The following is a 26,905-nucleotide window of genomic DNA, read 5'->3' on the forward strand; positions in this document are numbered from 1 at the left end:
TAATTATCTGCAACCCCTTAGCCGACGGGCTGTCGGTGTCCGCCTGTGGAGACCTCGGGGCTACCTGGTCCGTGAAGCAGGAACCAGCAGGAAACCGTGAGGGACTACTGCGCCAACCCGCATGACGGGTGGGAATCCCCGGCTTCAGCCGTGGGGAGGACGTCAACCTGAGACCGGCCTCACTACCGGTGGTGGCCGGCGAATCGCCCGAGTCGGCCCGCGCCTACCATCGGTGCGTGCCGGCCCCCTCCTGGATCTCGCGGATCCCCTCCCCCAGCATCGCCCTGCAACGCGCCTTTGCCGTCGCCGCCGTGATCGCCCAGGGCGGCATCGCGGTGACGGGGTCGATCGTGCGGGTCACCGGGTCCGGGCTGGGCTGCCCCACCTGGCCGCAGTGCGTCGACGGCAGCCTCACCCCCGTCGAACACCCCGACGTCGCCGGGCTGCACCAGTGGGTCGAGTTCACCAACCGCACGCTGACCGGGGTCGTCGGCGTCATCGCCGCCCTCTGCGTGCTGTCTGCGTACTTCCACCGGCCGAGGCGGCGACGCGTGCTGGTGCTCGCGCTGACCATGCCCATCGGCGTGGTCGTGCAGGCCGTCATCGGCGGCGTGGTCGTGCACCTCGGCCTGGTGTGGTGGTCGGTGTCCGTGCACTTCCTGGTCTCCATGGTGCTGACCTGGCTCGCGATGCTGCTCTACGGCGCGATCGGCGAGGGCGACGAGCCGGCCCGCCCGCTGGTGCCGCGCGCGCTGCGGTCGCTCGAACTCGCCATGGTCGGTGTCCTCGCGCTGCTGCTGATGGCCGGCAACCTGGTCACCTCGGCCGGCCCGCACGCTGGCGACGCCAAGACGCCCCGCCTGCACCTGCCGGTGTCCAACCTGGCCCAGCTGCACGCCGACGTGCTGTTCGTGTTCCTCGGCATGCTGGTGGCCCTCGGCTTCGCGCTGCGCGCGCACGACACGCCGACGGCGCTGTGGCGGCGCTACTGGGCGATGATCGCGGTGGTGCTCGGCCAGGGCGCGCTCGGCATGGTCCAGTACCTGACCGGCATTCCCGAGGTGCTGGTCTCGATCCACGTGTTCGGCGCCGGCCTGGTCGTGGTGGCCATGGCGGCGCTGTGGCAGGGCTCGCGCGATCGCGGCCCGGCGCCGACGCTGCCGGCCGAGGCCACCGTGAACACCGACGACGCGAAGGACGCAACCGTCGCCGAGCAGACCACCGACACGAAGTCCGACGCGACCGTGGCCGGCTGAGCGCTACTTAGCTAGGCCGCCACTTCTCCAGGCGGCTACTTCGGCGGCGCGGGCCGCCGCTCCCACATCGGCGGCAGCTCCTCGGCCAGCCAGCCGTACAGCTCGTCCACCGTGCGCAGCCGGTGCGCGCGCTGCGGATCGCCGCTGAGCAGCCGCATCCCGGAGTTGGTCAGCTCGCGCACGCTGACCATCGAGTCGAGCCGCCGCTGCACCATGTCGACCCAGCGGCGCTCGTCGATCCGGTACTGCGCCGCCTGCCGTCCCCGGCGCGTCCGCTTCGTCACCAGGCCCGAGTTGACCAGGAACTTCAGGTTCGTGCTGATCGACCCGCTGCTCGCCTCCAGCTCCTGGGACAGCTCGGCGGCGGTGCGCTCGGACGGGTCACAGACCAGCAGGTAGCCGAGGATCCGGCCGCCGATGAGGGGGATGCCCTCCTCGGCGAAGTGCGCCGCGAACCGCTCGATCCAAGCCGACAACCGGGTTTCTCGCCCGACGCTCACCTGGGCCTCCGAACATCGTCTTCAATTAACACTGAAAGCACAGTGTGACAAACGTATACCAATCACTCGCGTTTGGCGATCTTTCTACCCCCGGGCACCGACAGCCAACGACAAAGAGGCCCCCGGCGGGAGCCTCTTCGTCGTCCGAAAGTCCGACAGGCGGAGCTACAGGAAGGCGCGGATCGCCGACGCGAACCGCAGCGGCGCGGCGGCGTCTGTCTGCCGGAAACCGAGCGAGGGCTCGGCGATCTCGAGTTCGAGCAGCAGCGGACGGCCGTCCGCGCCCTGCAACACATCTACCCGCGCGTACAGCAGATCGGTGCGCCGGATGCCGAGGACGCCGCACGCCGCGTCCAGGGTGTCCTCGGCCAGCCGACGACGGTCCGCGGCAGGCTCCGGCTCCGGCCGCAGCTGCTCGGCGATGTACAGCCCGGAGTTGTCGATCACCGCGCCGGGCCGGAGCATCGGCCCCTTCACGAAGGCGTGCGTGTAGGCGCCCGCGACAAACACCAGGGCGGTCTCGCCCTCCTCGCCCACCGCGGCCTGGTAGGGCTGCACCACCGCGGTGCGCCCGGTCGCGTGCAGCAACGCCACGTGCTCGGCCGCCTCGTCGAGCCGGTCGGGGGTGAACCGCTTGACGTCCTGCGAGCCCGCGCCGACGGCCGGCTTGACCACGAACTCGCCGGCTGGCCACGCGGCGGGCTCCCCCGGCGCGACCAGCTCGGTCGGCACGACCGGCACGCCCTTGTCCGCGAGCTCGACCAGGTACGCCTTGTCGGTGTTCCACCGCACGGCCGGCGCGGCGTTCACGAGCGCCGGCACCGACTCGCACCAGTCGAGGAACTCCGTCCTGCGCTCGGGGTAGTCCCACGGCGCGCGCAGCACGACGAGGTCGGCGGCCGCGAAGTCGACCGACCCGTCGTCCCACACCGCCCACTCCGCGGCCACACCCAGCTCGGCGAGCGCGGCCGGCATCATGGCGTCGTCGCCGTCACCGGTCGGCAGGTGCGCGCACCCGACCAACAGCACCCTCGGCGCGGCGGCTCCCGCCATCAGCGGCCTGCCATCCGGTGCCGGTGGACCGGTCCGATCTTCACGGCGGCGGTCGTCTCCCTGTCCCACTCGCCGAGTTCGACGTCCGGCACGGCGGCGCACAGCGCCTCGCCCGTGGCCACGTCGGCCACCACGACGTCGCCGAGCGCGCCGTCCTTGCCGACCAGCACGACCCGCGCGCCCGCCCGCCCGATGTTCTGCACGACGGCCCGCGTGGGCTTGCCGTGCGCCGAGACGAACTCCGCCGCCGCCTTCACCGCGCGCGGCGGCACCTCAACTGAAGTCTGTTCTGCCACCCACCGAGCCTACGATCACCGGCCGTTCGCCGTGCGGTGAGATCCGCCTCGCCCGAATCGCCGAACCCACATAATCCTGCAATGACCGATGACAAGACCGTGCCCCAGCTCGTCGACGAGTTCGTCGCGTGGCACTTCGACCGGGTGCCGGCGCGCGCCGCGATGCTGGGTTCGCTCGACCACGACGGGACCCTCGGCGACTTCACCGAGGCCGGCTTCCTCCGCTACGAGCGCGAGGTGGACGGCTGGCTGGCGCGGATGACCGCCGTCGACCCCGCCGGTCTGAGCCTGGACGATTCGGTGGACCGGGACCTCGTGGTGGCGGTCCTGCGCGGCGACCAGGCCATGGCGGCTTGGCCGGACTGGCGGCGCGACCCATCGGTCTACACCTCTGCCGTGCTCAGCAACCTGTTCACCTCGTTCCTGTACCGGCTGCGCCCCGAGGCCGAGCTGGTGGCGACGGTCGAGGCGCGGCTGCGCGAGGTGCCTGGGGTGCTGGCCGCCTGCCGCCGCAACCTGGATCCGACCCTGGCCGCGCCGAAGATCGTCCGCAGGGGCCTGGACCAGGCGCGCACCGCCCGCGCGTTCCTGACCGTCGCGCTGCCGGCCGAGGTGTCCGACCAGACGCTGCGCGCGCGGGTCGCGGCGGCCGCCGAGCCGGCCGCGGCGGCGTTCGACGAGCTGGTCACGTTCCTGGACGCCTTCGCCGACCGCGCCACCGGCGACTGGCGGATGGGCGAGCGGCTGTACTCGACGCTGCTCACCGACCAGGAGCTGCTCGGCTACGGCGCGACCGAGCTGCACGAGCGCGGCAAGGTGGCCTACGCGGAGCTCGACGCGGAGATGCGGGAGCTGGCTGGACGCTACTCGGGCGGTTCCGACGACTGGCACGCGGTGATGACCCGGCTCCAGGCCGACTTCCCGCCGACCGAGGAGGACATGCGGGCGGAATACGAGGCGGAAACGCTGCGGGCGAGGGACTTCCTGATCGAGCACGAGCTGGTCACCCTCGCCGAGGGCGAGGAGTGCCGCGTGGTGCCGTCGCCGACGTTCCAGCGTCCGGTGCTGTCGGTCGCGTCGTACATGTCGCCAGCGCCGCTGGGCACCGGCCGCGTCGGGCACTTCTTCGTGCCCTTCACCCCGGACGGTTTCCCGCAGGAGCAGGTGCGGCAGCGGCTGCGCACCAACGCGCGGGCGCAGCTGGCCACGATCGCGGTGCACGAGGCGTACCCCGGCCACCACTGGCACCTGTCCTGGCTGGCGGGTTCCCCACGCACCGTCCGCAAAGTGTTCCGCACCCCGTACTTCTCGGAGGGCTGGGCGCTGTACGCGGAGCGCCTGCTGCGCGAGCAGGGCTACTTCACCGATCCGGCCCAGGAGCTGGCGCACGTGGAGGCGCGAATCTTCCGGGCGGCGCGGATCGTGGTGGACACCGCGCTGCACTGCGGTGACATGACGGTCGAGCAGGCCGAGGAGTTCATGTCCACCAAAGCATCGCTGACCCCGGGCACCGCGGCCGGCGAGGTGACCAGGTACTGCGCGTGGCCGACGCAGGCGCCGTCCTACCTCACCGGGTCGCTGGAGATCGAGCAGATCAGGACGGACTACCTGGCCGAGGGCCGCGGCGACCTGCGCACGTTCCACGACACGCTGGCCGGCTCCGGCGCGCTGCCGCTCGGTCTCGCGCGGCGGGTGGCTTTGGGCGCTTAGGGCGTCGAACAACCGATGTCCCATAGGCCGTATGGTCGGATTCCATCAGAACCAGTTGTGGTGCCAGCGCTCCTGGGATATCTCCATGAGTCTCGGGGTGGACGGCTCATCGGGTGAATCCGGGACCTCGGGTCCCGGATTCACCCGGATGCGCCGAAAGGAACGCGGGGGGTGCGGGTGGTTGCCGGCGAACGTCCGTTGTCGGTGACGGAACTGGAGAAGCTGTGCACGGCCTTCCTCAAGCTGTCGGGAATACGTGAACAGAACAGTCGCGAGCTGTACATCGACGCGCTCAACGGTGAACTGACCACCCCGTTGTTCTTCGCGCGACACCCGGATCCACAGCACGACGTGTGGTCGCTGCTGCGCGCCTGCCAGGAGCACTCCGGTGGAATTCGCCGGCTGACGGCGATCGTTCGGGCTTTCCACCGAGACAGTCGCCCTATGGCCGAGCTGGACGAACTGGTCGAATGCCTGTTCCCCGACGAGTTTCTCCTTCCGGACGAACGGGTGGAACTGCTGAAGCTGCTGGGGCACATCGACCCGCAGTGGCTGCCGGCCGCCCTTCGTTACGCCGGTCCGCCGTCCCTGCTGACGGTCGCACTGGACTGGACCGACCCGGTGACGGTCGTCCGACGCCTCGAGGCGTGTGTGGTCGTGGCCGGTCGGCCGCCGCCGTTGCTGGTGTTCGTGGACTTCCTCGCGCACCAGGTCGACGCGGTTCGCTCGGCGGAGCACCACCGGTGGCTCGACCAGGTGGGTGACCGCGTGGAGCTCGCAACGAGCGGGCTGCGCGATCTGTGCGTTGCGGCGACGGCCCGACTGGATCAGGCCCAGCAGCACTACTTCGTGGTGCAGCTGCAACCGGACGGCGTCGACCCCACCAGCTATCTACTCTCGGTGTGGTTGCAGCACCACCGCACCATCGAGGAGCCGCTGCACCGCGACGACACGCCACTGACCCTCGCCGAGATCGTCGAGCGGTTGCCCGATCTGCTCAGCCAGGCGCACTCGGCGGCCGGGGTCGGCGGCGGCGAGTTGATCCTGGAGTTCATCCTGCCGCGCAGCCTGATCGGCCAGCCCGTCGACCAGTGGCAGGTGGATCGCGTCTTCCCGCACCGGATCGGCACGAGCCATCCGGTCGTGGTGCGCAGCCTCGACCGGCTTCAGAAGCGGGAGCTGCACAACGAGTGGCAGCGCAAGTGGCGTTGGCTGACCGTCCACGGCCACCGCGAGGACCCGGACGCCATCTACTGGCTGCACCATCAGGGAGTCCGTCCGCCCGCGCTGCGCGCCGGACTGCTGCGGGGAGTGCCCCCGGTCGCCCTGGCGATGGCCTTCCCGCCGGAGGACAAGCACGAACTGATCGCCGACGAACTGACCGCGGCCCTCTACGCCGGTATGCCCATTGTGCTGTGGTGTCGAAATGCATTGTTGCGCCAACGGTTCGAGCGCGAGATTCGTGAAACGCTCACCGGCCGAGGCCTGACCGAGTTGCCGTCGCAGGTGCTCAGGATGCGTCGAGAAGCCGACGAGGTGGAGGAATCCGAGCCGCTAGGTCGACACTTGACCTTGTTGTGGGACGACGCCGATCGCATTCCCGAGTCCTTCACGCATGCTCGGCTCAAGGCCCCACAGCCCCATCGTCATCGACAAGCCTGACTGGGTAGGGTGAAGTGAAATGGCTACGACACCTCAGTGGTTGATCTATCGTGGATCCGGTGAGCCGCACGACGGTTTGGCCGAACTGCCCGAACCTCCACCTTGGCGGAGATTTGACGGAGATCCCGTCGAGGGCGCCACAACGATTGGTCCGCCTGACGGGACTCTGCCGTGGGAAGGTGGAGCGGTCAGTTCGCGTCCAGGCGTGTCAGAACGGGCCAGAGCCTACTATCCGAGTAGCGACGTGGTGGAGATGGTGAACGCTGCGCTGTACCTGCGACGACCGCTCCTGGTGACGGGCAAACCCGGCACCGGAAAGTCCACGCTGGCCCACAGCGTTGCCCGCGAACTGAAGCTGGGCCCCGTCCTGTACTGGCCCATCACCAGTCACGCCAAGGTCGACGACGGCCTGTACCGGTACGACGCGATCGGCCGACTGCAGGAGGCCAGCCTCGCGCGGACCGCCGAACCGCCCGACGTCGGCCGGTACATCCGACTCGGGCCGCTTGGCACCGCCCTGTTGCCCCGGCATCGGCCGAGGGTTCTGCTGATCGACGAGCTCGACAAGAGCGATGTGGACCTGCCCAACGATCTGCTGAACATCTTCGAAGAGGGACAGTTCGACATCCCGGAACTCGCGCGCCTGCCCGAGGAGCAGGACAGCGTGCACGTGATGACACGGGATCCCGGCGGGCGCGCCGCCATCAGGCGCGGCCAGGTGCGGTGCCACGCGTTTCCCTTCGTGGTGATCACCTCGAACGGCGAGCGCGAGTTCCCCCCGCCCTTCCTGCGCCGCTGCCTGCGGCTGAACATCCAGCCTCCGGACGCGGAGAAACTGGCCGCCATCGTGGCAGGACAGCTCGGCAAGGCCGTGCTCGACGAGAGCAGGCAGCTCATCGAGCAGTTCGTGGACAGCCGGGACCACGGTGACCTGGCCACCGACCAACTCCTCAACGCGATCTACCTGGCCGCCTCAGGAGCCAGGCCCGACGCGGTGACGAAGGAACGTCTGGTGGCACAGCTGTTCCGGCCGTTGGACCGTTCGCCCGGATCAGCATGATCGATCGCTTCGTTGACGCGATCCGCGCGGTTGACCCGGATGTCACCAGCGAGGAACTGGCCGACGTCTGCTGGCTCGCCACGCACATGGGCGCCGCGGCGCGGGAACCGTGGCCAACTCGCACAACGCAAGCGACCCGTCCCATCCCGGTCGACCGCGACGCGCCGCGAGCCGACCCGACGCCGCACACCCCGCCTGAGCGCACGGACGAACCCGCACCCGGTTCCTCGCCGGACCGCGGGCCGGCCGAGCCCGCGGCGACTGACCAGGACCTGGCCGCGGCGCTCCGACCGCCGTCGCGACGACTACTCGGCGATGATCGGGGAGTCCAGACGCGGAGCCCCGCGATGCCCGCGGTGCCCGACACCCTGGCGATCTGCCGGGCGCTGCGGCCACTTGGCCGGCGGGTGCCATCCCCGACCAGCACCCATCTCGACGAGGACGCGACCGCGCAGTGGATCGCGGACACCGACCTGTGGATTCCCGCGACCCTCCCCTCGTCCGACCGGTGGCTCGATGTGGCGCTGGTCGCGGACCACAGCGCGTCGATGGAGGTCTGGCGACCCACCGTCGCCGAACTGCGCACGCTGCTCGAGCAGACCGGCGCGTTCCGGGACGTCCGGCTCTGGCACCTGGACGGCGACCTGTGCCACGACGAGCGTCTGTCGGTGTCCAGCGAGTCCGTGCAGGCCTCGTCGTGGCGTGACCCGCGCGAGTTGATCGACCCGACCGGGCGGCGGCTGATTCTGGTCGCCAGCGACTGCGTCGGCCAAGCCTGGTCCACCGGGGCCGTCGCCGAGACGCTGAGGGCGTGGGCGAAAGCCGGGCCGATCGCCATCGTCCAGATGCTGCCGCAACGGTTGTGGACCGACTGCGCGCCGGAGTTCGTCCCGGTTCGGTTGCACAGCGTCGCCCCCGGCGTGCCCAACAGCCGCCTCGGCGTCGCGAGCCGGCACGGCGACGGCGACCTGACCGGGGTGGGAGTGCCGATCCCCGTGCTGGAGTTGGAGGACCGCTGGCTCAAGCGGTGGGCATCGCTGGTGGCCGGCACGTCCGGCGGCTGGGTCAACGGCACGGCCGTCTTCACCAACCAGCTGGCCGCGTTGACCGTCCAGGGCGACCACGCCGCGCAGGAACTCGCCAGCCAACCGACGCCGAGGGAACAGCTGCACCGCTTCCGCGCCCGCGCCTCTCCCGAGGCCTATCGGCTCGCGATCTGCCTGGCCGGAGCGCCCCTGAGCCTGCCGGTAATGAGGTTGGTGCAGGGCGCGATGTTACCTTCGTCGAGGCCGTCCCACCTGGCCGAGGTGTTCCTCAGCGACCTCCTGCACAGACTGGACACGGACGGCACAGGCTACAAGCCACGTCCAGATGACGTGGAATATGACTTCCAGCCAGGCATTCGGGACGAACTGCTCACGGAACTCACTCGACAGGACGCACTGCAGGTCCTGTCGCGGGTCTCGAACTTCGTCACCGCGCGGCTCGGGTCACCACTGGATTTCCGCGCTTTGCTGACCACCGACCAACTGCCCGATTTGCCGGACCTGAGCCCACCGTTCGCGCGGGTCGCATACCAGGTTCTGCATTCCCTTGGCGGCCGGTACGCCGAGGCCGCCGAACGGTTGAATCGATTGAGTGAAATAGGGCGTGTCGCACGTCAGGTCACCCAGCCGACGACCTCAGATCCGTCATCTTTCGATCCTGACGCACCGTCACGTAGCCAGGGAGCCGACTTGACCCGCACAGTCCCGCCGATCGCCACCGAGCGCGACCGACGGGAGGAGATGCCGCCTGCGATCATGCGCGGGATTCCCTCGCGCAATCCGCACTTCACGGGGCGCAAGGACATCCTTGCCAGGCTGCGCAGCATGTTGGTCAACAGCACCAAGCAAACCGCGCTGCTGCCACACGCGCTGCACGGGCTCGGCGGAGTGGGCAAGACGCAGCTCGCGATCGAGTACGTCTACCGCTATGCCAGCGCCTACGACCTCATCTGGTGGGTGCCGGCCGAGGACCAGACGCTCATCCGCACCTCGCTCGCCGCGCTCGGCTCCGCCATGGGTCTGCCGGAGAGCACCGACCTGTCGCGAACCGTCGACGCGGTACTCGACACCCTGCGAACCGGTCAGCGCTACCCGCGCTGGCTACTGGTCTACGACAACGCCAATCGCCCTGCGGATCTGCAACCGTACCTGCCCTACCCGACCGGACACGTGCTGATCACCTCGCGGAACTCGAGCTGGTCGGACGTGGCCAGCACGGTCGAGGTCGACGTGTTCAACCGGCAGGAAAGCGTTGCGCTGCTGCGACAGCGCAGCGAGGACATCAACGCGGCCGACGCCGACCGCCTCGCCGACCGCCTCGGCGACCTGCCGCTCGCTCTCGAACAGGCCGCCGCCTGGCAGGCCGAGACCGGCATGCAGGTGGACGAGTACCTCGAGCTGTTCGACGACCAGCTCGAACAGCTCACCGAGAACCCGCCGAGCAACTATCCCGACACCGTCGGCGCGACCTACCGAGTGGCGTTCGAGCGGCTACAGGAACAGGCGCCCGCCGCGGCACAACTGCTCGAACTGTGCGCCTTCTTCGGCGCCGAACCGATCTCGGTCGTGCTGCTCTGGGAGGGCCGCTACGCCGACCTGCCATCGCCGTTGGACGAGACGCTGCGCGACCGCATCCGGCTGCGCAGGGCCATGCGCGAGATCGTGCGCTTCGCGCTCGCGCGGGTCGACGCGGCCGCCGACCGGATCTCGGTGCACCGACTGGTGCAGGCCGTCCTTCGAGCCCGACTCACGCCGGAGGAACGAGACGTCACCCGGCGCCACGCGCAACAGATCCTGGCGCTGGCCAACCCCAGTCAACCGGACTCGGCACAGAACTGGCCTCGGCACGCGGAACTGTCCCCACAGATCCTGCCAACCGGGATGCTCCAGGCCGAGGAGCGCGACTCCCGCATCGTCGTGCTCGACCAGATCCGCTACCGCCGCCAGAGCGGCGACTACGAGAGCGCGAGGGAACTCGGTCAGCTGGCGGTCGACACCTGGACGGACCTCTGGGGTGAAGACGACGAGTTGACCCTGATCGCCGCCAGGCACCTGGCCGATGCCATGCGCGCGCTCGGCGAAAACCAGCAGGCGCGCGAACTCCAGAGGGACACACTGGCAAAGCTGCGGGAGGTGTTCGGCGACGATCACGAACACACTCTCGACACGGCCGACGGTGTCGCGCTGGACCTTCGGATCAACGGCGAGTTCGACGCGGCGAAGGCACTCGACGAGGACAACCTGGCGCGAGCCCGTCGGGTGTTCGAGGAGAACGAACCATTCCCGCTGCGGGCCACCAACAACGTGGCCGTCGACCTGCGGTGGTTGGGAGACTTCACCGAGGCCCGCAGGGTGGATACGGACCTGGTGCAGCGGATGCGGTTGCAGTACGGCGAACGGGATCGGCGGACCCAGCAGACCGTCAGCAACCTCGCGCACGACCTGTACGGGCTCGGCGAGTACGCCGAGGCCCTGCAAACGCAGGAACGGACGTTGTCGATCCAGCGAGAGATCCTCGGCATCAATCACAGCGAGGTCCTGATCGAGACGCGGATCCTGGTGATGGCGCTGCGCAAGACCGGCCAGCACGCCAGGGCGAGGGATGTGGCTGAGGAGCTGATTCGGACCCTCCAGCGCCGGTTCGGCCTGCGGCACGAGTACACGTTGGCCTCGATGTTGAGCTACGCCAACGCGTTGTCCGACACCGGCGATCTGGACGCGGCACGGGAGGTCGGCGAGGACACGCTGGCCCGATACCGCGACGTCTTCGGCCCGAACCACGCCGTCACGCTCGCCTGCGCCGCCAATCTGGCGATCGTGCTGCGCCGTCAGGGTGATCTCAACGCCGCGTTGGAACTCAACCAGGCAACGCTGGACACTTTTCGGCAGCAGCTCGGCGCGGACCATCCCTTCACCTTGTGCTGTGCCGCCAACACCAGTAGCGATCTCGCCGCGCTGCACCGCCATCCCGAGGCGCGCGAACTGTCCGACGACACCCTCCAACGCTCGCGCGTGGTGCGCGGCGACGACCACCCCTACACCCTGGCCTGCGCGCTCAACTCGGCGCTGGACCATCAGAGCACCGGCGACGCGGAGCTGGCCGAACCGCTGCTGCGTCAGGTGGTCGCCGATTTCGGTCGCCGGCTTGGTGACGGCCACCCCGAAACGGTTGCCGCGTCAGCACGCAGGCGGGCCGACTGCGACATCGAGCCGCCGAGGACCTGAACCGGTTTCCCTACCGCACAACGGATCAACAGCTCATCGGCCGCCCGGCCGGAGGGCAGCCAGATCGGTGTGAACACGCCCAATGACGTGCGTGATCAACCGAGTCAGGTCGGCGCAGTAGACCGAGGCGTGGCGGAAGCCGCTGCCACGACGGTAGCGGTGCGAATAGTGTCCACCACCGCACACCCGACGGATTCCACACTGCTGGCAGGTCTCTCCCAATGCGGCCAGACCGATCTGCCGTGCGGCGATGGCCGGATGGCGCAGCGCCTCGTCGAAGCTGTTGTCCGCGACGGTGAGTTCGGTCGCTGCCGCGCCGTGATAGGCGGAGCGAAGCGTGTCGACCTGCTCGAGCGAACCGTCGGTGTCGACCACGATCAGGGCGACGGGACTCAGGCCGACGCTCTCCACCTGGCTCTGTCCGCCGAGCACGAGGTTGACGATCTCGGCGAACAGCCGAACCTCGGTCTCCCGACGGGGTGCGTCGTACCAGCGGTCGAAGATCGTCACCAGCCAGTCGCCGTAGGAGGCGTCCCCCTCGTCGGCGGACCGACGCGGCACCGGCACCGACCAGTTGCCCTGCGGCAGCAGGAAATCGACCTGTGGTGGGCCGAACGCCAGCAACGACTCGTAGGTCTCCAACGGATCGGCGTCGAGGTCGATGACGCACAGCAGGCCCGCGAACAGCCTGCGGTACCGCTCGCCTCCGAGCAGTCGAAGCGCCCGCGCGGCCTCGGCGTGACTGCCGCGCCCGTTCGCGTGCCGGCGGTGCCGATCGTGCGCCGCGGGCGATCCGTCGAGGCTCACCCCGACGCGGATGTCGTGTGCCGCCAGGGAGTCGAGCATCTTCTCGTCCAGCAGCACGCCGTTGGTCTGCACCCGAAGGTCGAGCGCGCAGCCATCGGGCAGCTCCCGGCGCAGCGTGGCCGCGATCTCGGCCAGCATGCCGGCCCCGGCGAGCAGCGGCTCGCCCCCGTGCAGCACCACCTTGACCCGGTCGAGCCGGTGCCGCGCCGCGTGTTCGGCGATTCGTCGGCAGCTCAGCGCCATGACGTCCGAGGACATGACCTTCGGCTTCGACGACCAGGTCCGGTCGGCCATCTCGTACATGTAGCAGTAGTCGCAGGCGAGGTTGCACCTGCTGTGCACCTTCAGGATGAACTGCTGGAACGGCACCGCGCGCCAGCCGCTCGCGAGGAGGTCCGCGACCCGCAGGGTGTCGACCGGCCACTCGTCGGTCACGCTGTGTCCCCTCAATACCGGGTAGATGCGCCACGAGTGTCAGCGGTGCTGGGACCAGTCCGCGTTGTTCTGGTGGAAGGCGACCGGTTGTTCCTGGTCGTCGATCTCTCGCCGCACTCGACGCAGGGCGTGCGCCAGCACCGAATCCCCCCGGATGATCACGTCGTCGAACGGTCCACAAGTCGCCCAGTCGAATTCCGTCTCGCCGCCCGCGAACACCTCGGCCATCGACGAACCTCCCCCTTTCACGCCGGCGCCGAACAGAACGCTTCGGAGGTGGCAAGGGATCCGGCCCGCGTTTCGCTCGGCCGCGTGATCACCCCGACGACGACCGTGCCGACGCCCGCGAAACTACCGACAGAGACCAGCCCCTAACTCTACGGCTACCGTGGGAAGTTTCCCAGGGGTTGCCGCACGGCGGGTGCACGCCACGTGGTGAACCCGGCAGGTGCCGGGAACACCGGGCACACCATGTGGTGTTGGTTCCGACGACGCGATCATGCGGTTTGACGAGGAGGCAGTAGATGCGGGCGGTACAGGTACGGGCGATCGGCGGGCCAGAGGTGTTGGAGGTCGTCGAGATCGACGAGCCCCAGCCGGGACCCGGTGAGCTGCTGGTCGAGGTCGCCGCGGCCGGGGTGAACTACATCGACACCTACCACCGCCGGGGTGTCTATCCGCTGCCGCTGCCCTTCGTGATCGGGCTGGAGGGCGCCGGCAGGGTGGTCGCGACCGGAGACGGCGTGACGGAGTTCTCCGTCGGCGACCGGGTGGCGTGGTCGGACGCGGCCGGCAGCTACGCCGAGCGCGTCGTGGTGCCCGCCGACCGGGCCGTTGCCGTTCCGGACGCGCTGGATGACGACACGGCCGCCGGGGCGCTCCTCCAGGGCATGACGGCGCACTTCCTCACCGCGACGACGTACCCGGTGCAGGCGGGCGACACGGTGCTGGTGCACGCGGCGGCCGGCGGGATGGGGCTGCTGCTGACGCAGCTCGTCACGGCACGCGGCGGCCGGGTGATCGCGACGGTCTCCACCGACGAGAAGGAGGCGCTGGCGCGGCAGGCAGGCGCCGCCGAGGTGATCAGGTACACCGAGGCGGACGTGGCCAAGGAGGTGCGCGCGCTCACCGACGGCGTCGGCGTCGCCGCGGTGTACGACGGGGTCGGCGCGTCCACCTTCGACGCGAGCCTGGACAGCCTGCGGATCCGCGGCGTGCTCGCGCTCTACGGCGCGGCGAGCGGCGCGGTGCCGCCACTCGACCCGCAGCGGCTGAACAAGGCCGGCTCGGTGTACCTGACCAGGCCGACGCTGGTGCACCACGTGGCGACGCGCGCCGACCTGGAGTGGCGGGCGCGCGAAGTGTTCGAGGCGATCGCGGCGGGCACGCTGACCGTCCGCGTCGGCGGGCGCTACCCGCTCGACTCGGCCAGGCAGGCGCACGAGGACCTGGAGGGCCGCCGCACCACCGGCAAGCTCCTCCTCAAGCCCTGATCGGCGCCTCGTGAGTGGAAACCGCGCATCGGCGCGAGTTTCCACTCACGAGGCGTTAGAGCTCCTAGACCTACTGGGCCGGGGTGACCTTCACGGCGTCGACGACGAACACCAGGGTCTCGTTCGGCTTGATGGGCGCGCGGCCCTGCGGGCCGTATCCCTTGTCCCCGGGGACGACCAGCAGGCGACGGCCGCCCTCCTTGAGCCCGATCATGCCCTCGTTCCAGCCCTGGATCACCGGGGACTGGCCGACGTTCTTCATCTGGTACGGGGTGCGGCCAGCCTGCCAGGAGGTGTCGACCTCCTTCTGGTCCGACCAGGTGACCAGCAGGTAGTTCATGTCGGCGGTGTCGCCCGCCTTGATCGCCGCGCCGGTGCCCGGGGTGAGGTCGACCGACAGCAGGTCCTTGGGCGGCTGGCAGGTGGTCGGGATGGTGATCGTCGGCTTCTGCCCCGCGGCGCCGGTGACCTTGATGTCGGCGGCGGTGCAGACCGGGCCGCTCGCGTTCGTCGCCGGGGACGAGCCCGAGGACGGGCTCGTCGCGGCCGAGGTCGGCGACGAGTTGGTCGACGTGCTCGGATCGCCGGTGGAGGCCCGGTCGCTCGCACTACAGGCGGCGAGGGACAGCATGGACATGACTACGACGGCCGCACGGCCCGCGATGCGCATGCCTGGAGCTTAGGGAAGCCCGCGGTGCGACGGGTGCGTTGGGTGGGCCTGCGCCGCGCCTACCTGGCCTGACCTGTCCGGACAGCGTCACCGGACAGATCACGAGAATCGTTTGAATGTCACCGAATTGCTGGTTCCGCCGTGACTAACGCGCGCGTACAGTGACTGCGCGCACCCGATCGGACACACACCGCATTCGTCCGAACGGGTGCCCGCCGAGGAGGTGACCTCTGTGTCGGCGGATGCCAGGGGCTTCCGCAACAACCCGCTGCAAGAACTGTTCTGGACGCGAACCGGGCTGCTGCTTCTCATTCTCATCGTCACCTCTGGTGTGTGCCTGACCGTCTCGAGCCTGATGGCGCCGAGTCCCGTGCACAACTTCCTGGTGTCGCTCGGCACGGGCACGTTGATCTCCGCCGTGGTCAGTTTCGGCCAGACACTCGTCACCGCGACCGCCTCGCAGCGCGCCCTGGTCGCCCCGCTCATCGAGGAGAGCAGGCGCGCGCTACAGGAGCTCAGCGCCGAGTACCGCTCGCTGGACCGGGAGTTCTTCCCGACGCACGTGTTCAAGGCGACCAGCGAACCGGACCCGGCGTTCAACCACCTGATGATGCAGGACCTGCACCGCACCAGGCAGTACTTCTTCCGCGGCTTCTCCGGGCGGCACGCGGCGGCGCGGCTGTTGCTGTCGCACGCGGAGTGGGAGCTGCGCGCGGTCGTCGCCGATCCGTTGGACGGCCAGGCGATCAGCGGCCGCGCGCGGTACTGGCTTCGGCACGAGGGCGCCGACGGCGACTACGACAGCATCCAGACCCGACTGCACGACGAGACCTGTATCGGGCTCGTCGGGCTGTACCTCGCGCGCAGCCGGTGCAGCCGGGTCGACGTCACGGTCGTGTCCGATCCCCCGCTCGACCGGCTGGAGATGTTCGACGACAGCGTCTGGCTAACCCTCTACAGCGACCCGAGCGGCGCGTCCGCGCTCTATCCGAGGACGCTGCGGTTCTCGGAGGGCTCGTTCGTCTACAGCAAGGAACGCGCCGAGTTCCTGCGGGTCAGCAACTCCCGCACGGCGCACCACTACGTCATCACCCCCGATACCGCCAGGGACGAGTTCATGCTCCTGTTCGAAAAGATCACCGGCAGCCCGTTGACAGAGGAGGGCCTGCGCTCCCTGGAGAACAAGTTCCACACCTTCCGCCGCGAATTCACGTCCTCTGCCGAATTGGGGAGCTGATACCCGTGCTCACCAGGTTCTCTGCCTTGGGGGAGCTGGCCAATGAGATCAACACCGCCAACTTCCCACTCAACGACCACTGGAGCACGGTTGGCGAGTGGTTTCAGGACTGGTGCTCCCAGCCAGGCCTGCGCGCCGATCTGAAAACACATCTGCGGACCCTGCCGACGCAACGCAAGGACGAGATCATCTCCCGTTCACGCGAGACGACGACCCACTTCGCCTGGTGCCTGCGGGACGAGCAGTCGGAGCCGTTCTCGTTCTGGGTGCACGAGTACAAGCCGCAGCGGGAGTGGCTGCGCGGCTACGCGGACTCGGTGCACAACCACAGGTATCACTTCTGCACCACCATTCTCTGCGGCTCCTACCTGCACGAACGGTTCGCCGCGGAACTGGACGACGAGCGCGGGACGATCACCTCGACGAGCCTGTTGCAGCGCACCACCTACCGGACAGGGACCTCGGCGTGGCTGCTCTCCCACGAGTTCCACCGAATTCCGCAGGCCGAGGACGGCACCATGACGTTCCTGGTGAAGTCACGGCCGTTGACCAGGTACAGCCTGTCCTATGACCCGGAAACCCGATCGAGTCGCCGACATGTTCCGGTGGAGGGAAGGCTGAGCGAACTCACGAACGGCCTGTAGATTTTCGCAAACGCATCTACGATCTCCTCGCTTGCCCGCCGACGGCGGACAAGGATCGGAGGGGCCCGATGCACTGCGAAAATCTGTCAGTCGATCATATCGACGATCACGAGAACAACGTCGTCACCGCCTCGTTCACGGTGTCGAAAGCCGCGCTGGCCAGTGTCGAGCGGCGGGTCTGGCAGTTGTGTCAGCAACTGGCCGCGCGACTGCCGTTCCACGGCTGGCACCACGTGAGCTTCGTGCGGGACAAGGCCGTGCACTTCGCCGCGCGCAACGGCTCGGACGCCGGCGTGGTGGCGGCCGCAGCCCTCGTCCACGACCTGAACTACATGGTCCGCCGCAACTCCCTTGCGGTAGCCGGGCGCGACCTGCGGATGGACATCCTGGTCGAATCGGGAGTGTCGCCTGCGGTGGCGCGGCGGATCGACGAGATCGTGGACGAGGCGGAGATCACCAATCGCCGGCGGGACATCTCGCTCGAGGCGCAGGCGCTCAGCGACGCGGACACGCTGTTCAAGGCGCTGCCCGTGACGCCGGTTGTGCTGGCGCACCGCTACCTGGACGAGAACGGCGTCAGCCTGCGCGACCTCGCCACGAAGATCGTCGGCGAGCAGCGCGGGATCCATGACGACGGCTACTACTTCTACGACGAGGAGGCCGCCGCGACGTACTCGCGGTGGGCGCTGGCCAACCTCGAACTGTGGCAGTGCATCGTCGAGGCCCTCGACGACCCCACGGTCGAGGAGCTGCTCGACGCCGTGGACAGCGCGGCCTCGTAGCCGCATCTGCGTTCCGGGACCACGACGCCGGCCTTTCCACGGCGCCGTGGCCCCGCAACGCCGCGCGCCCGCCGCCGTACCTGTGATCGGTAGGCCGTTCGAGGACCGCAGACTGTGCTCCGACGACAGCGACGCGGCAAGGAGCGACCTATGGACCACCTCGACGCCAGACCCCGCAGGACGTCGGTCCGCTTCCGGGTGGCCTGGACGCTGTTCCTCGTTCCGTTCCTGTTCATCGGCTTCATGTTCTTCGGCTTCAGCTACCTCGTCTCCCCCGAGCCCGAGATCAGGATCCAGCCGGGCGTCGGCGTCGCCTCGGTCGACGGCCGCGACGTCGCCCTGGTGCCCTACGAGCGGTCCGGGACGCGCGGCATGTTCCAGGTGATGGTCAGGGACCTGTTCCAGATGCGGCTGGCCGCCGTCGACGCCGCCGACGGCAGGACGCTCTGGGACGTGCAGCTGTCCGACCGGCTGGTCTGGGAGTCGTCGGTGCTGGCGGCCGGCAAGCAGTACGTCTACCTCGCCACCGACTCAGGGCCGGTCGTCCTGAACCTGCGGGACGGCTCGGTCGCCGCCAGGAACGACGGCATCACCGGCCTCGGCGGCTCCTTCATCGCCAAGCGCGCGGCCTACGGGTACGACGCGCAGAACCACCGGGTGATGGCGATGAACGCCGACGGCCGCGTCCTCGCTATTCCGCTGGACTCGTTGGTCGCCGCGCCGATCGACCGGGACACGGCCGGTTGGGCGAGCGCGCTGGCCCCCGATCGTTTCCTCGACCCGGCGAAGGTGACGGCGGCCGCGGGCGACCTCGGCTCCGGCGAGCGGGTCGAACTGCGGGAGCGGTCGGCCGGCGTGCCGGGCAGCGCGCTGGTGCGGGTGGCGGCCGACGGCCGGGCGACCCCGGTCGGCGACACCGTGTTCCACCACGCGTTCGTGGTGCTCGACGGAAGCAGCGCGGCAGGCGCCGCCGCCGGGCACGTCCTGGTCACCGGCGATCGGTCGGTCAACGACACCCACACCGCGCTCCGCGTCGTCTCCGTCGGCAGCGGCGCGGTCATCGGCTCCCTGGACGTCGCCTCGTCGCCAACGGCGACGATCGCGCTGGCCGGCGGCGGCACGGCGGTGGCGACGTCCTACGAGATCGCGGTGGTCACCGCCGACGGCCGCGTCACGCCGCTGACCGTCGGGGCGACGGACTTCTTCGGCAACCCCAGCTGACCCACAGCGCTCACCCCGCAGCGCTCACCCGACAGCGCTCACCCGGCAGCGGTCGCGAGCGCGGCGCGGCGGTTCGACTGGATCACGCTCACCGTGATGAGCGCGGCGAGGATCAGCCCGATCGCGACGATCACACCCGCCAGCGACAGCACGCCCGACGCGAGCGGGACGACCAGCACCAGCAGCGCGCCGGCCAGGACGCGGCGCAGCGTGCGGCCGCCCTGCCGGCCGGCCGCGCGCATCACGCTGGCCAGCACCAGGAACACCGCGACCGGAACCGCGACGGTGTAGGCAGCGGCCGTCGGGCTCAGGTGCGTGGTGTGGTTGGCGGTCTGCGCGACGACCTGGAGGCCGGCGCCAACGGCGGCGATCGCCGCGAAGATTCCGAAGTGGACATACGCCCAGACCGCCGCGGTGTCCAGGGAGTCGAGGTCGTCGACGGTGTCGTGCTTGAAGTAGGACCACCACAGCCCGAACAGCAGGATCAGGCCGCCTGCCGCGATCACCATGAGCGGCACGGAAACGCCGTGGTCGCTGATGCCCGACTGGATCGCCAGGGTGGCCGCGGAGATCGACTCCCCGAGCACGATCAGCGTGAACAGCCCGTAGCGCTCGGCGATGTGCCCGGGATGCCAGGAGGTTCCGCTGCCCCGGGTCTCGGCCCACAGCGGCACGAGCAGGTCGGCGATCGCGATCGCGACGAAGGCGATCCAGCTCCACGGCACGGGCAGGAACAGGCGCAGGATCCAGGCAACCTGGCAGACCGAGACCCCGACGGCGTACCGCAGCGCGGCCGGTCGGCCGGCCGGATCGTCGCGGGCGGCGCGCAGCCACTGCGCGAGCAGCGCGAGCCGCATGATCACGTACCCGATGACGGGGACGGTGAAGTCGAAGCGCTCGAACGCCGCCGGGATGCCGGCGGCCAGCACCAGCGCGCCGGCGATCTGCACGAGGGTGAGCAGCCGGTAGAGGACGTCGTCGGTGTCGTAGGCGGAGGCGAACCAGGTGAAGTTGACCCAGGCCCACCAGATCGCGAAGAACGCGACCGCGTAGCCGATCACGCCGTGGGCGACCTGTCCCTCGGCGAGGCTGTGGTGCAGCTGGCCCGCGCCCTGCGCGACCGCGACCACGAACGACAGGTCGAACAGCAGTTCCAGTGGAGTGGACGCGCGATGCGGTTCGGCCTGGTCCCGGCCGACCATGGGCAGCCGCCACGGCCGACCCGCCTGCCGTGGCGCGGTGGTCTCCGACATGCGCGACATCATCCCCGAGGTCGGCCGATGCCGCCGCGTCACGCGCGTGTCCGGCGCGCGACCGCGCGAGGTTCCGGGACAGTTCGACCGCGCGAGATCGCCACCGCCTCGGCGGCCGCCCGCACGCCCTCGACGCCGTGCCGGTCGAGTGCGTGCCGCAAGTACCGCAGCCGAAGCTGCCACCGCAGGACACCGAAAAACGCCAGTCCGAGGGCCGGGACTCCGGAATAGGTCCACCAGGGCATCGCGCACTCCAGCCGGCAACCGTTCCGAGCAGATGGCCGCACAACGCTGGGGAGGGAGCCGTCACCGGCGGCAGGATGCCGCGCGTGCGTGGACCTCGGTCATGGCGCTCAGGCTCGGATTGGCTGTCTCGCAAGGGAGACGAACCGTCGGAGCACCGATCCGGTCCGTGTCACGCGACGCCCGCAGTGGGGAGACTGTCGCATTCCCTGCCCGTTCCATCCCGCATGAGCGTGGACTGGAACTCCCCTCGATAGCAGGTGAACGTGGCAGCAAGCCTACGCCGGGCGAGATCGGTTCTCGTTGCTCCGACCGGGTGGCGACGCGCCGAGGTCGGTCGAGGGCGCGCCGCCTCGACCGGCCTCGGCTCGGCGTCAGGAGGCCGGCGTGATCTCGATCTGGAACTCGGTCACCCACTTGTCGAGGTCGTCCCTCGGGCACTCCAGCGAGATCTCCCGCGCGTGGCCGACGGCCAGGTACCCGTTCGCGTCGATCCACTCCGCCAGCGCCTGGAACGTCGGGCCGGCGTCGTGCATCGGGCCCCGGTGCACGATGGTCGCGGCGGACCCGATCCCGGGCAGGTCCTTGATCTCGACGCCGTCGACGGCGCCCGGCTCGGCCGACACGGGGATGGCGGTGTGCACCGTGACCGCGTCGTCCTCCCCTGGCACGTCGACGTAGTAGGCGAGGCCGGGGCCGGTCAGCGGGACGCCGGACTCCTCGACGATCCCGCAGAGCCGGTCGAACAGCGGGCCGATGACCGGCCCGATATCCTCGGGGCCGTAGCTCGCGGCCACGCCGGACAGTTCCGCGACGCGGATCGCCGGCACGTGCTTGACCAGGACTTCTTCGGCGGGCATGCGCCCCTCGCTTTCGATGGTCCGGAGCCTCGCCTCGACGCCGGTCAACCTGGCCCGGTCGGCCGCGATCCGCGTTTCCAGGTCAGCGCGGCGCAACCGCAACATGCCGTGCAGTTCCTCGACGGTCACCCGCTCGGCCAGGATCTCCCCGACCTGGTTCAGCGTGAAGCCGAGGTCCTTCAACGCGATGACGCGGTTGAGCGTGGCCAGCTGCGCCGCCTCGTAGAAGCGGTAGCCGGTGGCCTGGTCGACGCGCGCCGGCCGCAGCAGCCCGATCGCGTCGTAGTGCCGCAGCATGCGAACCGACACGAGGCCGAGCCTGGCGAAGTCTCCGATGGTGAACATGGTGCCTGAGTTCTACGGCCTCACACGGTGTCAGGGTCAAGCCGACCGCGCTTGAGGGCCGTGACGAGCCCGGTGAGCGCGGTGGCGGGAAACAGCAGCACGGGACCGGCGGGGTTCTTGGAGTCGCGGAACGCGGCGGCCGAGCCACCGAACGCCACCTCGACGCAGGCGCCGTCACTGCCGTTGTTGCTACTGGTGCTCTTGCGCCATGACGCGTCCACCAGAGCCACCTCGACACAACAGCCATCGCTGCCGTTGTTGCTCCTGGTGCTCTTGCGCCACCGCACGCCGCTGATGTCCGCCGTAGGCATGAGACCGCCCCCTCCTGCACTGGGCTACAGGCCAGAGATCACCTTCTCGACCCAGTTCCGGGACTCGTCAGGCTCCAGAGCGAGTGTCGCGAGGTGCTCGAAGCTCAGCCTACTGGCCTTGACCTGGCTCGCGGCCTCCACATGCATCGAGCCACCCGAGTGCTCGATGTAGAGCACATCGGGGTCGGCCGGATCCGGAAAACGCAGCACGATGAAGGTGCCGTTCTGTCCGTCGTGCGGGCCGATGTTGCCAGGCAGCACCTGGAAGGTGATGTTCGGCCTTACCGACATTTCCACGATGTGGCGAAGCTGGGCGATCGCCACGTCCGCGTCCGGCATCCTCGATGTGAGCGCCGAAGCCTCGACAATCGCGTGGAGTCGCAGCGGGTTCGGGCCGAACAGCCTCCGCTGCCGCCTCAACCGTATCTCGACGTCGAGGTCAGTCCGCCTGGCTGACTTCGTGACCCGGCTCGCTCCGAGGATAGCCCGAATATACGGTTCGATCTGAAAGAGTCCAGGCACATAGCCGAGTTGATACTCGCACTCCAGAGAGGCCTCGTCCTCCAGGCTCACGAAGTTCTGCTTCGCCAGACCGTATGCGCGCCACCAGCCGGGCGACTTCGCTTCCTCCAGCCGGTCCTTGTAGGGCTGCCACTGGTCGAAGACGAGTCCGTAGACGTCCAGCAACGCGCACAGCTCGTGATAGCTCGGCGCCTGGCCCTTCTCGATGCGACTCAGCTTCTGGTTCTTCATGTTGACCGCTCTGGCCGCCTCCAACTGGTTCAGTCCCGCCTCCTGCCGCAGCACGACGAGGCTTCGCGCGAGCCGTCGTTCGTGGAAGTTGAAGTCCGTCATCCTCGGCATGAGCTACCTCCCGTGTATGCCTGAGGACACAAAGTAATGTGGACGGATTCAACTTCGGAGATCCGGCTGCGCCTCGGATTCCTACGTAACGCAGCGTCGTCGCAGGTGAAAGCGCCGCTCCCGACCGGGATTATGCAGCATCCCGGCCGGGAATCCACCCGTTGGACGGACGGGTGACAGCGCCCATTTTTGGCCCAGTTACGGGGAAAGGCGGTTCAGGTCACGCGGGAACAGCGTCGTCTCTCGGATGTTCGACGCCCCAACGAGTCTGGCCGTCCATCGTTCCAACCCGATGGCGAATCCGCCGTGCGGCGGCATTCCGTGCGCGAACGTGGACAGGTAGCTCTCGTACGCGGCAGGATTCCCACCTCTCGCCGCGAGAGCCGCGAGATAGTCGGAATAGCGGTGCAGACGCTGGCCACCGGTCACCAACTCCAACCCCCGGAACAGCAGGTCGAAACTGTTCGAGTACGCCGGCCGCGCCGGGTCGGGATGCGTGTAGAACGGCCGTTTGACCATCGGATATCCCGTCACGAACAGGAAGTCCGAGCCGTGCTCGCGCGCGGCCCACTCCGACAACCAGCGCTCGTGCGCCGGTGCCAGGTCGGGCTCGCCCCTCGGGTCCTCCCCCGAGTTCGCGGCGAGGAGTTCCTGCGCCTCGGCGAAGTGCAGCTGCGGGATCGCCTGCGGCACCACGGGAAGCGTCACGTCCAGCAGCTCGACAGCGGCCGCCGCCCGCGCGGCGACCGAGGCCACCATGCCGGCGATGACGTCACGCAGCACCACCATGACGTCGCGATGGTCGGTGATGTAGCCGAATTCGGCGTCCAGGCTCGTGTACTGCGCGAGGTGCCGCGTGGTGTCGTGCGGCTCCGCGCGAAACACCGGCCCGACCTCGTGCACCCGCTCGAACACGCCGACCACGGCCTGCTTGAAGAACTGCGGCGACTGCGCCAGGTACGCGGGCCGGCCGAAGTAGTCGATGCCGAACACGTTCGCGCCGGACTCGGTGGCCGACTCGACGATCTTGGGTGTCTGGATCTCGGTGAAGCCGAGTTCGTCCAGCGTGGCACGGAAACCTGCGACCGACGCCGCCGAGATCTCGAACGGCGCGCGCAGCTTCGGGTGCCGCAGCGCGACGCTCGCGTGGTCGAGAACCGTTGGCAGCGTTGCCCTCGCGGCCGGCCGGTACAGGTCGAACGGCGGCGGCTTGGCCGGGTCGGACAGTGCCGTGACCGTCGGCTCGGTCAGCTCCGCGCCGCCCGGGGCCTGCGGGTTCGCCGTCACCGTGCCGACGACGTCGAGCACGGTCTCCTCCGGCAGGCCGGCCGTCGCCGCTATGGCGGACGGTTCGGTCAGCACGACCTGGGCGAGGCCGGAACGGTCCCGCAGGACGAGGAAGGTCACGGACTTCAGTTCACGCCGGCGGTGCAGCCAGCCGGCGATTCTCGTGCGCTCGCCGACGTGCCGGGGCAGGTCGGCGGCGAGGGTACGGGAGATCATCACACTCCAGATGGATTGCGCGATCCCTTGGGAGTGCGGGCGAGAAGGGTACTCGCGGTGCCACCGCACTTTCGCCGCCGCCATACAGCGGCGGCCTCGTTCCGGCCCGGTGACGGGGGCCGGCCGGCGGGGCATTGAACGGTCCGCCTGTGTGTGCGACCGCTGTTTCTCCCCGCAACTCGGGAGGGTCTTCACCGAGGGGCGCGAGTCCGCCTTCCCAGCTGCCGGCGGCTCTCTCCTGCTCGCGTGGTCCCTCGGCTACTCGTCTCCGTCAACGCGTTGCGGACACCGTAGTCAACGTCCCGCCGCCGGACGAAATGAGTTTTCGCGGAGTGTCATGCCTTGCTAGCGTCGAGAACGTGTTGACCACGCGGCGATTTAGTTGCCCCCGGCTGGCAGTGCCAGCCGCCGGGGCTGATCGGCGCGCGGTGGCCTGAGTTCGGGTTCCGCTGCCGCAGCGGTGTCTCGGCGGCGGATCGGTCGGGGGAGCTTTCCAGCCCGCCGACCCCGGACCGATCGGAGCCATCCCATGCTCACCGTCACCGAACTCACGCACGCCCTGTCAGCCCGCGATCTGACCCGCCCCGAGCAGGGGCCGCACGCCGTCCAACTCCTCGTCGACGAGATCGTCGGGGCGCTCGGCACGGCGCTGGGCAGCGAGGTGCGCGTCCTGCGCGACCATCCCGTGGTGCCCGTCGAGGACAACTACGAACGGCTCGGCTATCCCCGCGACGCCGTCACCCGCGATCTGCGGTACAGCCGGTACGTCAGCGAGACGTGCATGCTGCGCAGCCACACCAGCGCGATGATCCCGCCTGCCCTGCGCGACGTCGCCGCGCGCCCACTCGGCCGACTGGACGTGTTGCTCGCCTGCCCCGGCATCTCCTATCGGCGCGACAGCGTGGACCGGCTGCACACCGGCACCCCGCACCAGCTGGACCTGTGGCGCGTCGTGGACGGCCCGCTGGGTTCCGACGCGCTGGACGAGGCGATCGCGCTGGTGCTCGGCGCGGCGCTGCCGGGGGCCACCTACCGCGCGGTCCCGACCGAACACCCCTACACCGAGGGCGGCCGACAGCTGGACGTGCTCGTGGACGGGGAGTGGGTCGAGGTCGGCGAGTGCGGCCTCGCCGCACCGAGGGTGCTGGCCGGCGCGGGGCTGCCGCCCAGGGTGCGCGGCGTCGCTATGGGCCTGGGACTGGACCGGTTGTTGATGCTGCGCAAGGGAATTCCAGACATCCGGCTGCTGTCGGCGAGCGATCCGCGCATCGCGGGTCAGCTGCTCGACCTGCTCCCCTATCGGCCGGTGTCCCGGCATCCGGCGATCGTGCGGGACCTGTCGGTCGCGGTGGCCGCCGAGGCCGACGCGGAGACGCTCGGCGACGAGGTCCGGGACGCGCTGGGGCCGGATGTTGTTGCGGTGGAGGAGATCCGGGTGCTCTCGGAGACCCCGGTCGAGGACCTGCCTGCGGCGGCGGTCGCACGGCTGGGTGCCCGGCCGGGACAGAAGAACGTGCTGCTGCGCGTCGTCCTGCGGGATCACTCCAGGACGTTGTCGGACGAGGAGGCGAACCTGGCGCGCGACCGCGTCTACGCGGCGGTGCACCGGGGTGCCGAGCACCAGTGGGCCACTGAGGATCACTGAGCCGGGGATCACTGAGCCGGGAAGTCGTTGCCGCAGCACCGTTCCCGGCGGGTGACCGAAGACTAGGGTTGCTCGGCACGCAGGATGGCGAGCAGCCCGGGGAACAGCGTCTCGACGTCGTCCCGGCGCAGCGTGGCCATCCTGCTGTTGCCCCGGTCGACCTGCCGGATCAGTCCGGCCTCGCGCAGCGCCCGGAAGTGGTGCGTCAGCGTCGCCTTGGACACCGGCAGGCCGAACGAGCTACAGGTCCGTGCGGTCCCGTCCGGCTCGGCTGCCAGCTCGCGGATCACGCTGCGGCGCAACGGATCCGCGAGCGCGGCGAGCACTCGGCCCAGCTCGATCTCGTCGCGGGAAGGATGCCCCTCCTCGTCCGGCACGGCACGCACCTCCAAAGGTTCGATTTGCATCTTACCTCAGTTCGCGCCTACCGTCCGAGGTACGAACATTGCCTTACCTCGGAGGAACAACCATGACCTACTCGCTCGTCGGTTTCGCCCGCCCCAGGCCGGATCGCGTCGAGGAGCTGCGCGAGCTGCTGCTGTCGTTCGTCGAACCGACCCGCGCCGAGGAAGGCTGTCTGGAGTACCACTTCCACACCGACACGCAGAACCCCGACGTCTTCGTGTTCTACGAGGTGTGGCGCTCCGAAGCGGACCTGGACCGACACCTCGCGCTCCCGCACATGCGGGAGTTCTGGCAGCGACGGATGGACTACCTGGAAACAGACCTGGACATCCGCTTCGTGACCATGCAGAGCCCCTACCCTGGGCAGGCCGCCTGAGTC

At 69.4% G+C, this 26,905-nt stretch carries 24 protein-coding genes; 12 read left to right on the forward strand and 12 right to left on the reverse strand.

Translation table 11 applies throughout. The annotated features are described in order from the left end of the window. Positions 1 to 236: 236 nt before the first annotated feature. Positions 237 to 1,256: a COX15/CtaA family protein gene (locus F0L68_RS15175; protein WP_149850214.1), complete on the forward strand. Its 1,020-nt coding sequence runs from the start codon at positions 237 to 239 to the stop codon at positions 1,254 to 1,256. Between the two features lie 35 nt (positions 1,257 to 1,291). On the opposite strand, the gene F0L68_RS15180 is transcribed toward F0L68_RS15175, so the two are convergent. The 3 genes from F0L68_RS15180 to F0L68_RS15190 form a co-directional block, all read right to left on the reverse strand. Next, a complete protein-coding gene (locus F0L68_RS15180; protein ID WP_149850215.1) occupies positions 1,292 to 1,756 on the reverse strand; it encodes a GbsR/MarR family transcriptional regulator in 465 nt (154 codons plus the stop codon). Between the two features lie 165 nt (positions 1,757 to 1,921). Further along, the gene (locus F0L68_RS15185) at positions 1,922 to 2,809 is read right to left on the reverse strand and encodes an ATP-grasp domain-containing protein (RefSeq protein ID WP_149850216.1); all 888 of its coding nucleotides are present in this window, start codon (positions 2,807 to 2,809) and stop codon (positions 1,922 to 1,924) included. Beyond that, on the reverse strand, positions 2,809 to 3,105 hold the full coding sequence (locus F0L68_RS15190) for a Rossmann-fold NAD(P)-binding domain-containing protein (protein ID WP_149850217.1): 297 nt from the start codon (positions 3,103 to 3,105) through the stop codon (positions 2,809 to 2,811). Before F0L68_RS15190 ends, F0L68_RS15185 begins: the two co-directional genes overlap by 1 nt. Before the next feature lie 81 nt (positions 3,106 to 3,186). Here F0L68_RS15190 and F0L68_RS15195 point away from each other — a divergent pair, with 81 nt between their 5' ends. From F0L68_RS15195 to fxsT, 4 genes are all read left to right on the forward strand, one after another. Then, entirely contained in the window at positions 3,187 to 4,815 is a 1,629-nt protein-coding gene (locus F0L68_RS15195) for a DUF885 domain-containing protein (RefSeq protein WP_149850218.1), read from the forward strand. A 171-nt stretch (positions 4,816 to 4,986) separates the two neighbouring features. Beyond that, positions 4,987 to 6,477, forward strand: a complete 1,491-nt coding sequence (locus F0L68_RS15200) for a VMAP-C domain-containing protein (RefSeq protein WP_149850219.1) — start codon at positions 4,987 to 4,989, stop codon at positions 6,475 to 6,477. 253 nt (positions 6,478 to 6,730) lie between these two features. After that, on the forward strand, positions 6,731 to 7,537 hold the full coding sequence (locus F0L68_RS15205) for an AAA family ATPase (protein ID WP_223198810.1): 807 nt from the start codon (positions 6,731 to 6,733) through the stop codon (positions 7,535 to 7,537). Beyond that, positions 7,534 to 11,808 (forward strand): FxSxx-COOH system tetratricopeptide repeat protein, encoded by a 4,275-nt coding sequence (gene fxsT, locus F0L68_RS15210; RefSeq protein WP_149850221.1) that lies wholly within the window; start codon positions 7,534 to 7,536, stop codon positions 11,806 to 11,808. Before F0L68_RS15205 ends, fxsT begins: the two co-directional genes overlap by 4 nt. A 33-nt stretch (positions 11,809 to 11,841) precedes the next feature. On the opposite strand, the gene F0L68_RS15215 is transcribed toward fxsT, so the two are convergent. Both F0L68_RS15215 and F0L68_RS15220 read right to left on the reverse strand, forming a co-directional pair. After that, positions 11,842 to 13,050 (reverse strand): FxsB family cyclophane-forming radical SAM/SPASM peptide maturase, encoded by a 1,209-nt coding sequence (locus tag F0L68_RS15215; protein ID WP_223198811.1) that lies wholly within the window; start codon positions 13,048 to 13,050, stop codon positions 11,842 to 11,844. A 39-nt stretch (positions 13,051 to 13,089) separates the two neighbouring features. Continuing rightward, positions 13,090 to 13,278 carry an FxSxx-COOH-like cyclophane-containing RiPP peptide gene (locus F0L68_RS15220; RefSeq protein ID WP_149850223.1) on the reverse strand — a complete coding sequence of 63 codons (189 nt, stop codon included), beginning with the start codon at positions 13,276 to 13,278 and terminating at the stop codon, positions 13,090 to 13,092. A 296-nt stretch (positions 13,279 to 13,574) separates the two neighbouring features. Here F0L68_RS15220 and F0L68_RS15225 point away from each other — a divergent pair, with 296 nt between their 5' ends. Then, positions 13,575 to 14,543, forward strand: coding sequence for a quinone oxidoreductase family protein (locus F0L68_RS15225; protein ID WP_149850224.1), 969 nt, complete (start codon positions 13,575 to 13,577; stop codon positions 14,541 to 14,543). 70 nt (positions 14,544 to 14,613) lie between these two features. Here F0L68_RS15225 and F0L68_RS15230 read toward each other — a convergent pair whose 3' ends face one another. Beyond that, positions 14,614 to 15,213 carry an FKBP-type peptidyl-prolyl cis-trans isomerase gene (locus F0L68_RS15230; RefSeq protein WP_149850225.1) on the reverse strand — a complete coding sequence of 200 codons (600 nt, stop codon included), beginning with the start codon at positions 15,211 to 15,213 and terminating at the stop codon, positions 14,614 to 14,616. Between the two features lie 223 nt (positions 15,214 to 15,436). On the opposite strand from F0L68_RS15230, the gene F0L68_RS15235 reads away from it, so the two are divergent. The 4 genes from F0L68_RS15235 to F0L68_RS15250 all read left to right on the forward strand — a co-directional run bounded on the left by F0L68_RS15235 (position 15,437) and on the right by F0L68_RS15250 (position 19,097). Continuing rightward, entirely contained in the window at positions 15,437 to 16,450 is a 1,014-nt protein-coding gene (locus F0L68_RS15235; protein WP_438672284.1) for a hypothetical protein, read from the forward strand. 5 nt (positions 16,451 to 16,455) lie between these two features. Then, positions 16,456 to 17,094, forward strand: a complete 639-nt coding sequence (locus tag F0L68_RS15240; protein ID WP_149850226.1) for a hypothetical protein — start codon at positions 16,456 to 16,458, stop codon at positions 17,092 to 17,094. Between the two features lie 68 nt (positions 17,095 to 17,162). Then, positions 17,163 to 17,876, forward strand: a complete 714-nt coding sequence (locus F0L68_RS15245; protein WP_223198812.1) for an HD family phosphohydrolase — start codon at positions 17,163 to 17,165, stop codon at positions 17,874 to 17,876. Between the two features lie 150 nt (positions 17,877 to 18,026). Then, positions 18,027 to 19,097 carry a PA2928 family protein gene (locus F0L68_RS15250; RefSeq protein WP_149850227.1) on the forward strand — a complete coding sequence of 357 codons (1,071 nt, stop codon included), beginning with the start codon at positions 18,027 to 18,029 and terminating at the stop codon, positions 19,095 to 19,097. Positions 19,098 to 19,135: 38 nt separating this feature from the next. Here the strand turns inward: F0L68_RS15250 and F0L68_RS15255 are convergent, their stop codons facing one another. From F0L68_RS15255 to aspS, 5 genes are all read right to left on the reverse strand, one after another. Continuing rightward, complete coding sequence (locus tag F0L68_RS15255) at positions 19,136 to 20,350, reverse strand: low temperature requirement protein A (RefSeq protein WP_223198813.1); 1,215 nt, start codon at positions 20,348 to 20,350, stop codon at positions 19,136 to 19,138. Between the two features lie 617 nt (positions 20,351 to 20,967). After that, positions 20,968 to 21,798 carry a MerR family transcriptional regulator gene (locus F0L68_RS15260; protein WP_149850228.1) on the reverse strand — a complete coding sequence of 277 codons (831 nt, stop codon included), beginning with the start codon at positions 21,796 to 21,798 and terminating at the stop codon, positions 20,968 to 20,970. 20 nt (positions 21,799 to 21,818) lie between these two features. Beyond that, the gene (locus F0L68_RS15265) at positions 21,819 to 22,109 is read right to left on the reverse strand and encodes a DUF397 domain-containing protein (RefSeq protein ID WP_149850229.1); all 291 of its coding nucleotides are present in this window, start codon (positions 22,107 to 22,109) and stop codon (positions 21,819 to 21,821) included. 24 nt (positions 22,110 to 22,133) lie between these two features. Then, the gene (locus F0L68_RS15270; protein WP_188316590.1) at positions 22,134 to 22,964 is read right to left on the reverse strand and encodes a helix-turn-helix domain-containing protein; all 831 of its coding nucleotides are present in this window, start codon (positions 22,962 to 22,964) and stop codon (positions 22,134 to 22,136) included. A 207-nt stretch (positions 22,965 to 23,171) separates the two neighbouring features. Continuing rightward, positions 23,172 to 24,476: an aspartate--tRNA(Asn) ligase gene (gene aspS, locus F0L68_RS15275; protein ID WP_188316591.1), complete on the reverse strand. Its 1,305-nt coding sequence runs from the start codon at positions 24,474 to 24,476 to the stop codon at positions 23,172 to 23,174. 529 nt (positions 24,477 to 25,005) lie between these two features. Between aspS and srmL the strand changes: the two genes are divergently transcribed. Then, complete coding sequence (srmL, locus tag F0L68_RS15280; protein ID WP_149850232.1) at positions 25,006 to 26,121, forward strand: PheS-related mystery ligase SrmL; 1,116 nt, start codon at positions 25,006 to 25,008, stop codon at positions 26,119 to 26,121. 62 nt (positions 26,122 to 26,183) lie between these two features. Here the strand turns inward: srmL and F0L68_RS15285 are convergent, their stop codons facing one another. Beyond that, positions 26,184 to 26,498, reverse strand: a complete 315-nt coding sequence (locus F0L68_RS15285) for an ArsR/SmtB family transcription factor (RefSeq protein WP_149850233.1) — start codon at positions 26,496 to 26,498, stop codon at positions 26,184 to 26,186. A gap of 92 nt (positions 26,499 to 26,590) precedes the next feature. On the opposite strand from F0L68_RS15285, the gene F0L68_RS15290 reads away from it, so the two are divergent. After that, entirely contained in the window at positions 26,591 to 26,902 is a 312-nt protein-coding gene (locus F0L68_RS15290; protein WP_149850234.1) for a putative quinol monooxygenase, read from the forward strand. Positions 26,903 to 26,905 lie beyond the last annotated feature (3 nt).

Origin of the sequence: Solihabitans fulvus (genome assembly GCF_008386585.1) — a bacterium.
Classification (GTDB): Bacteria; Actinomycetota; Actinomycetes; order Mycobacteriales; family Pseudonocardiaceae; genus Solihabitans; species Solihabitans fulvus.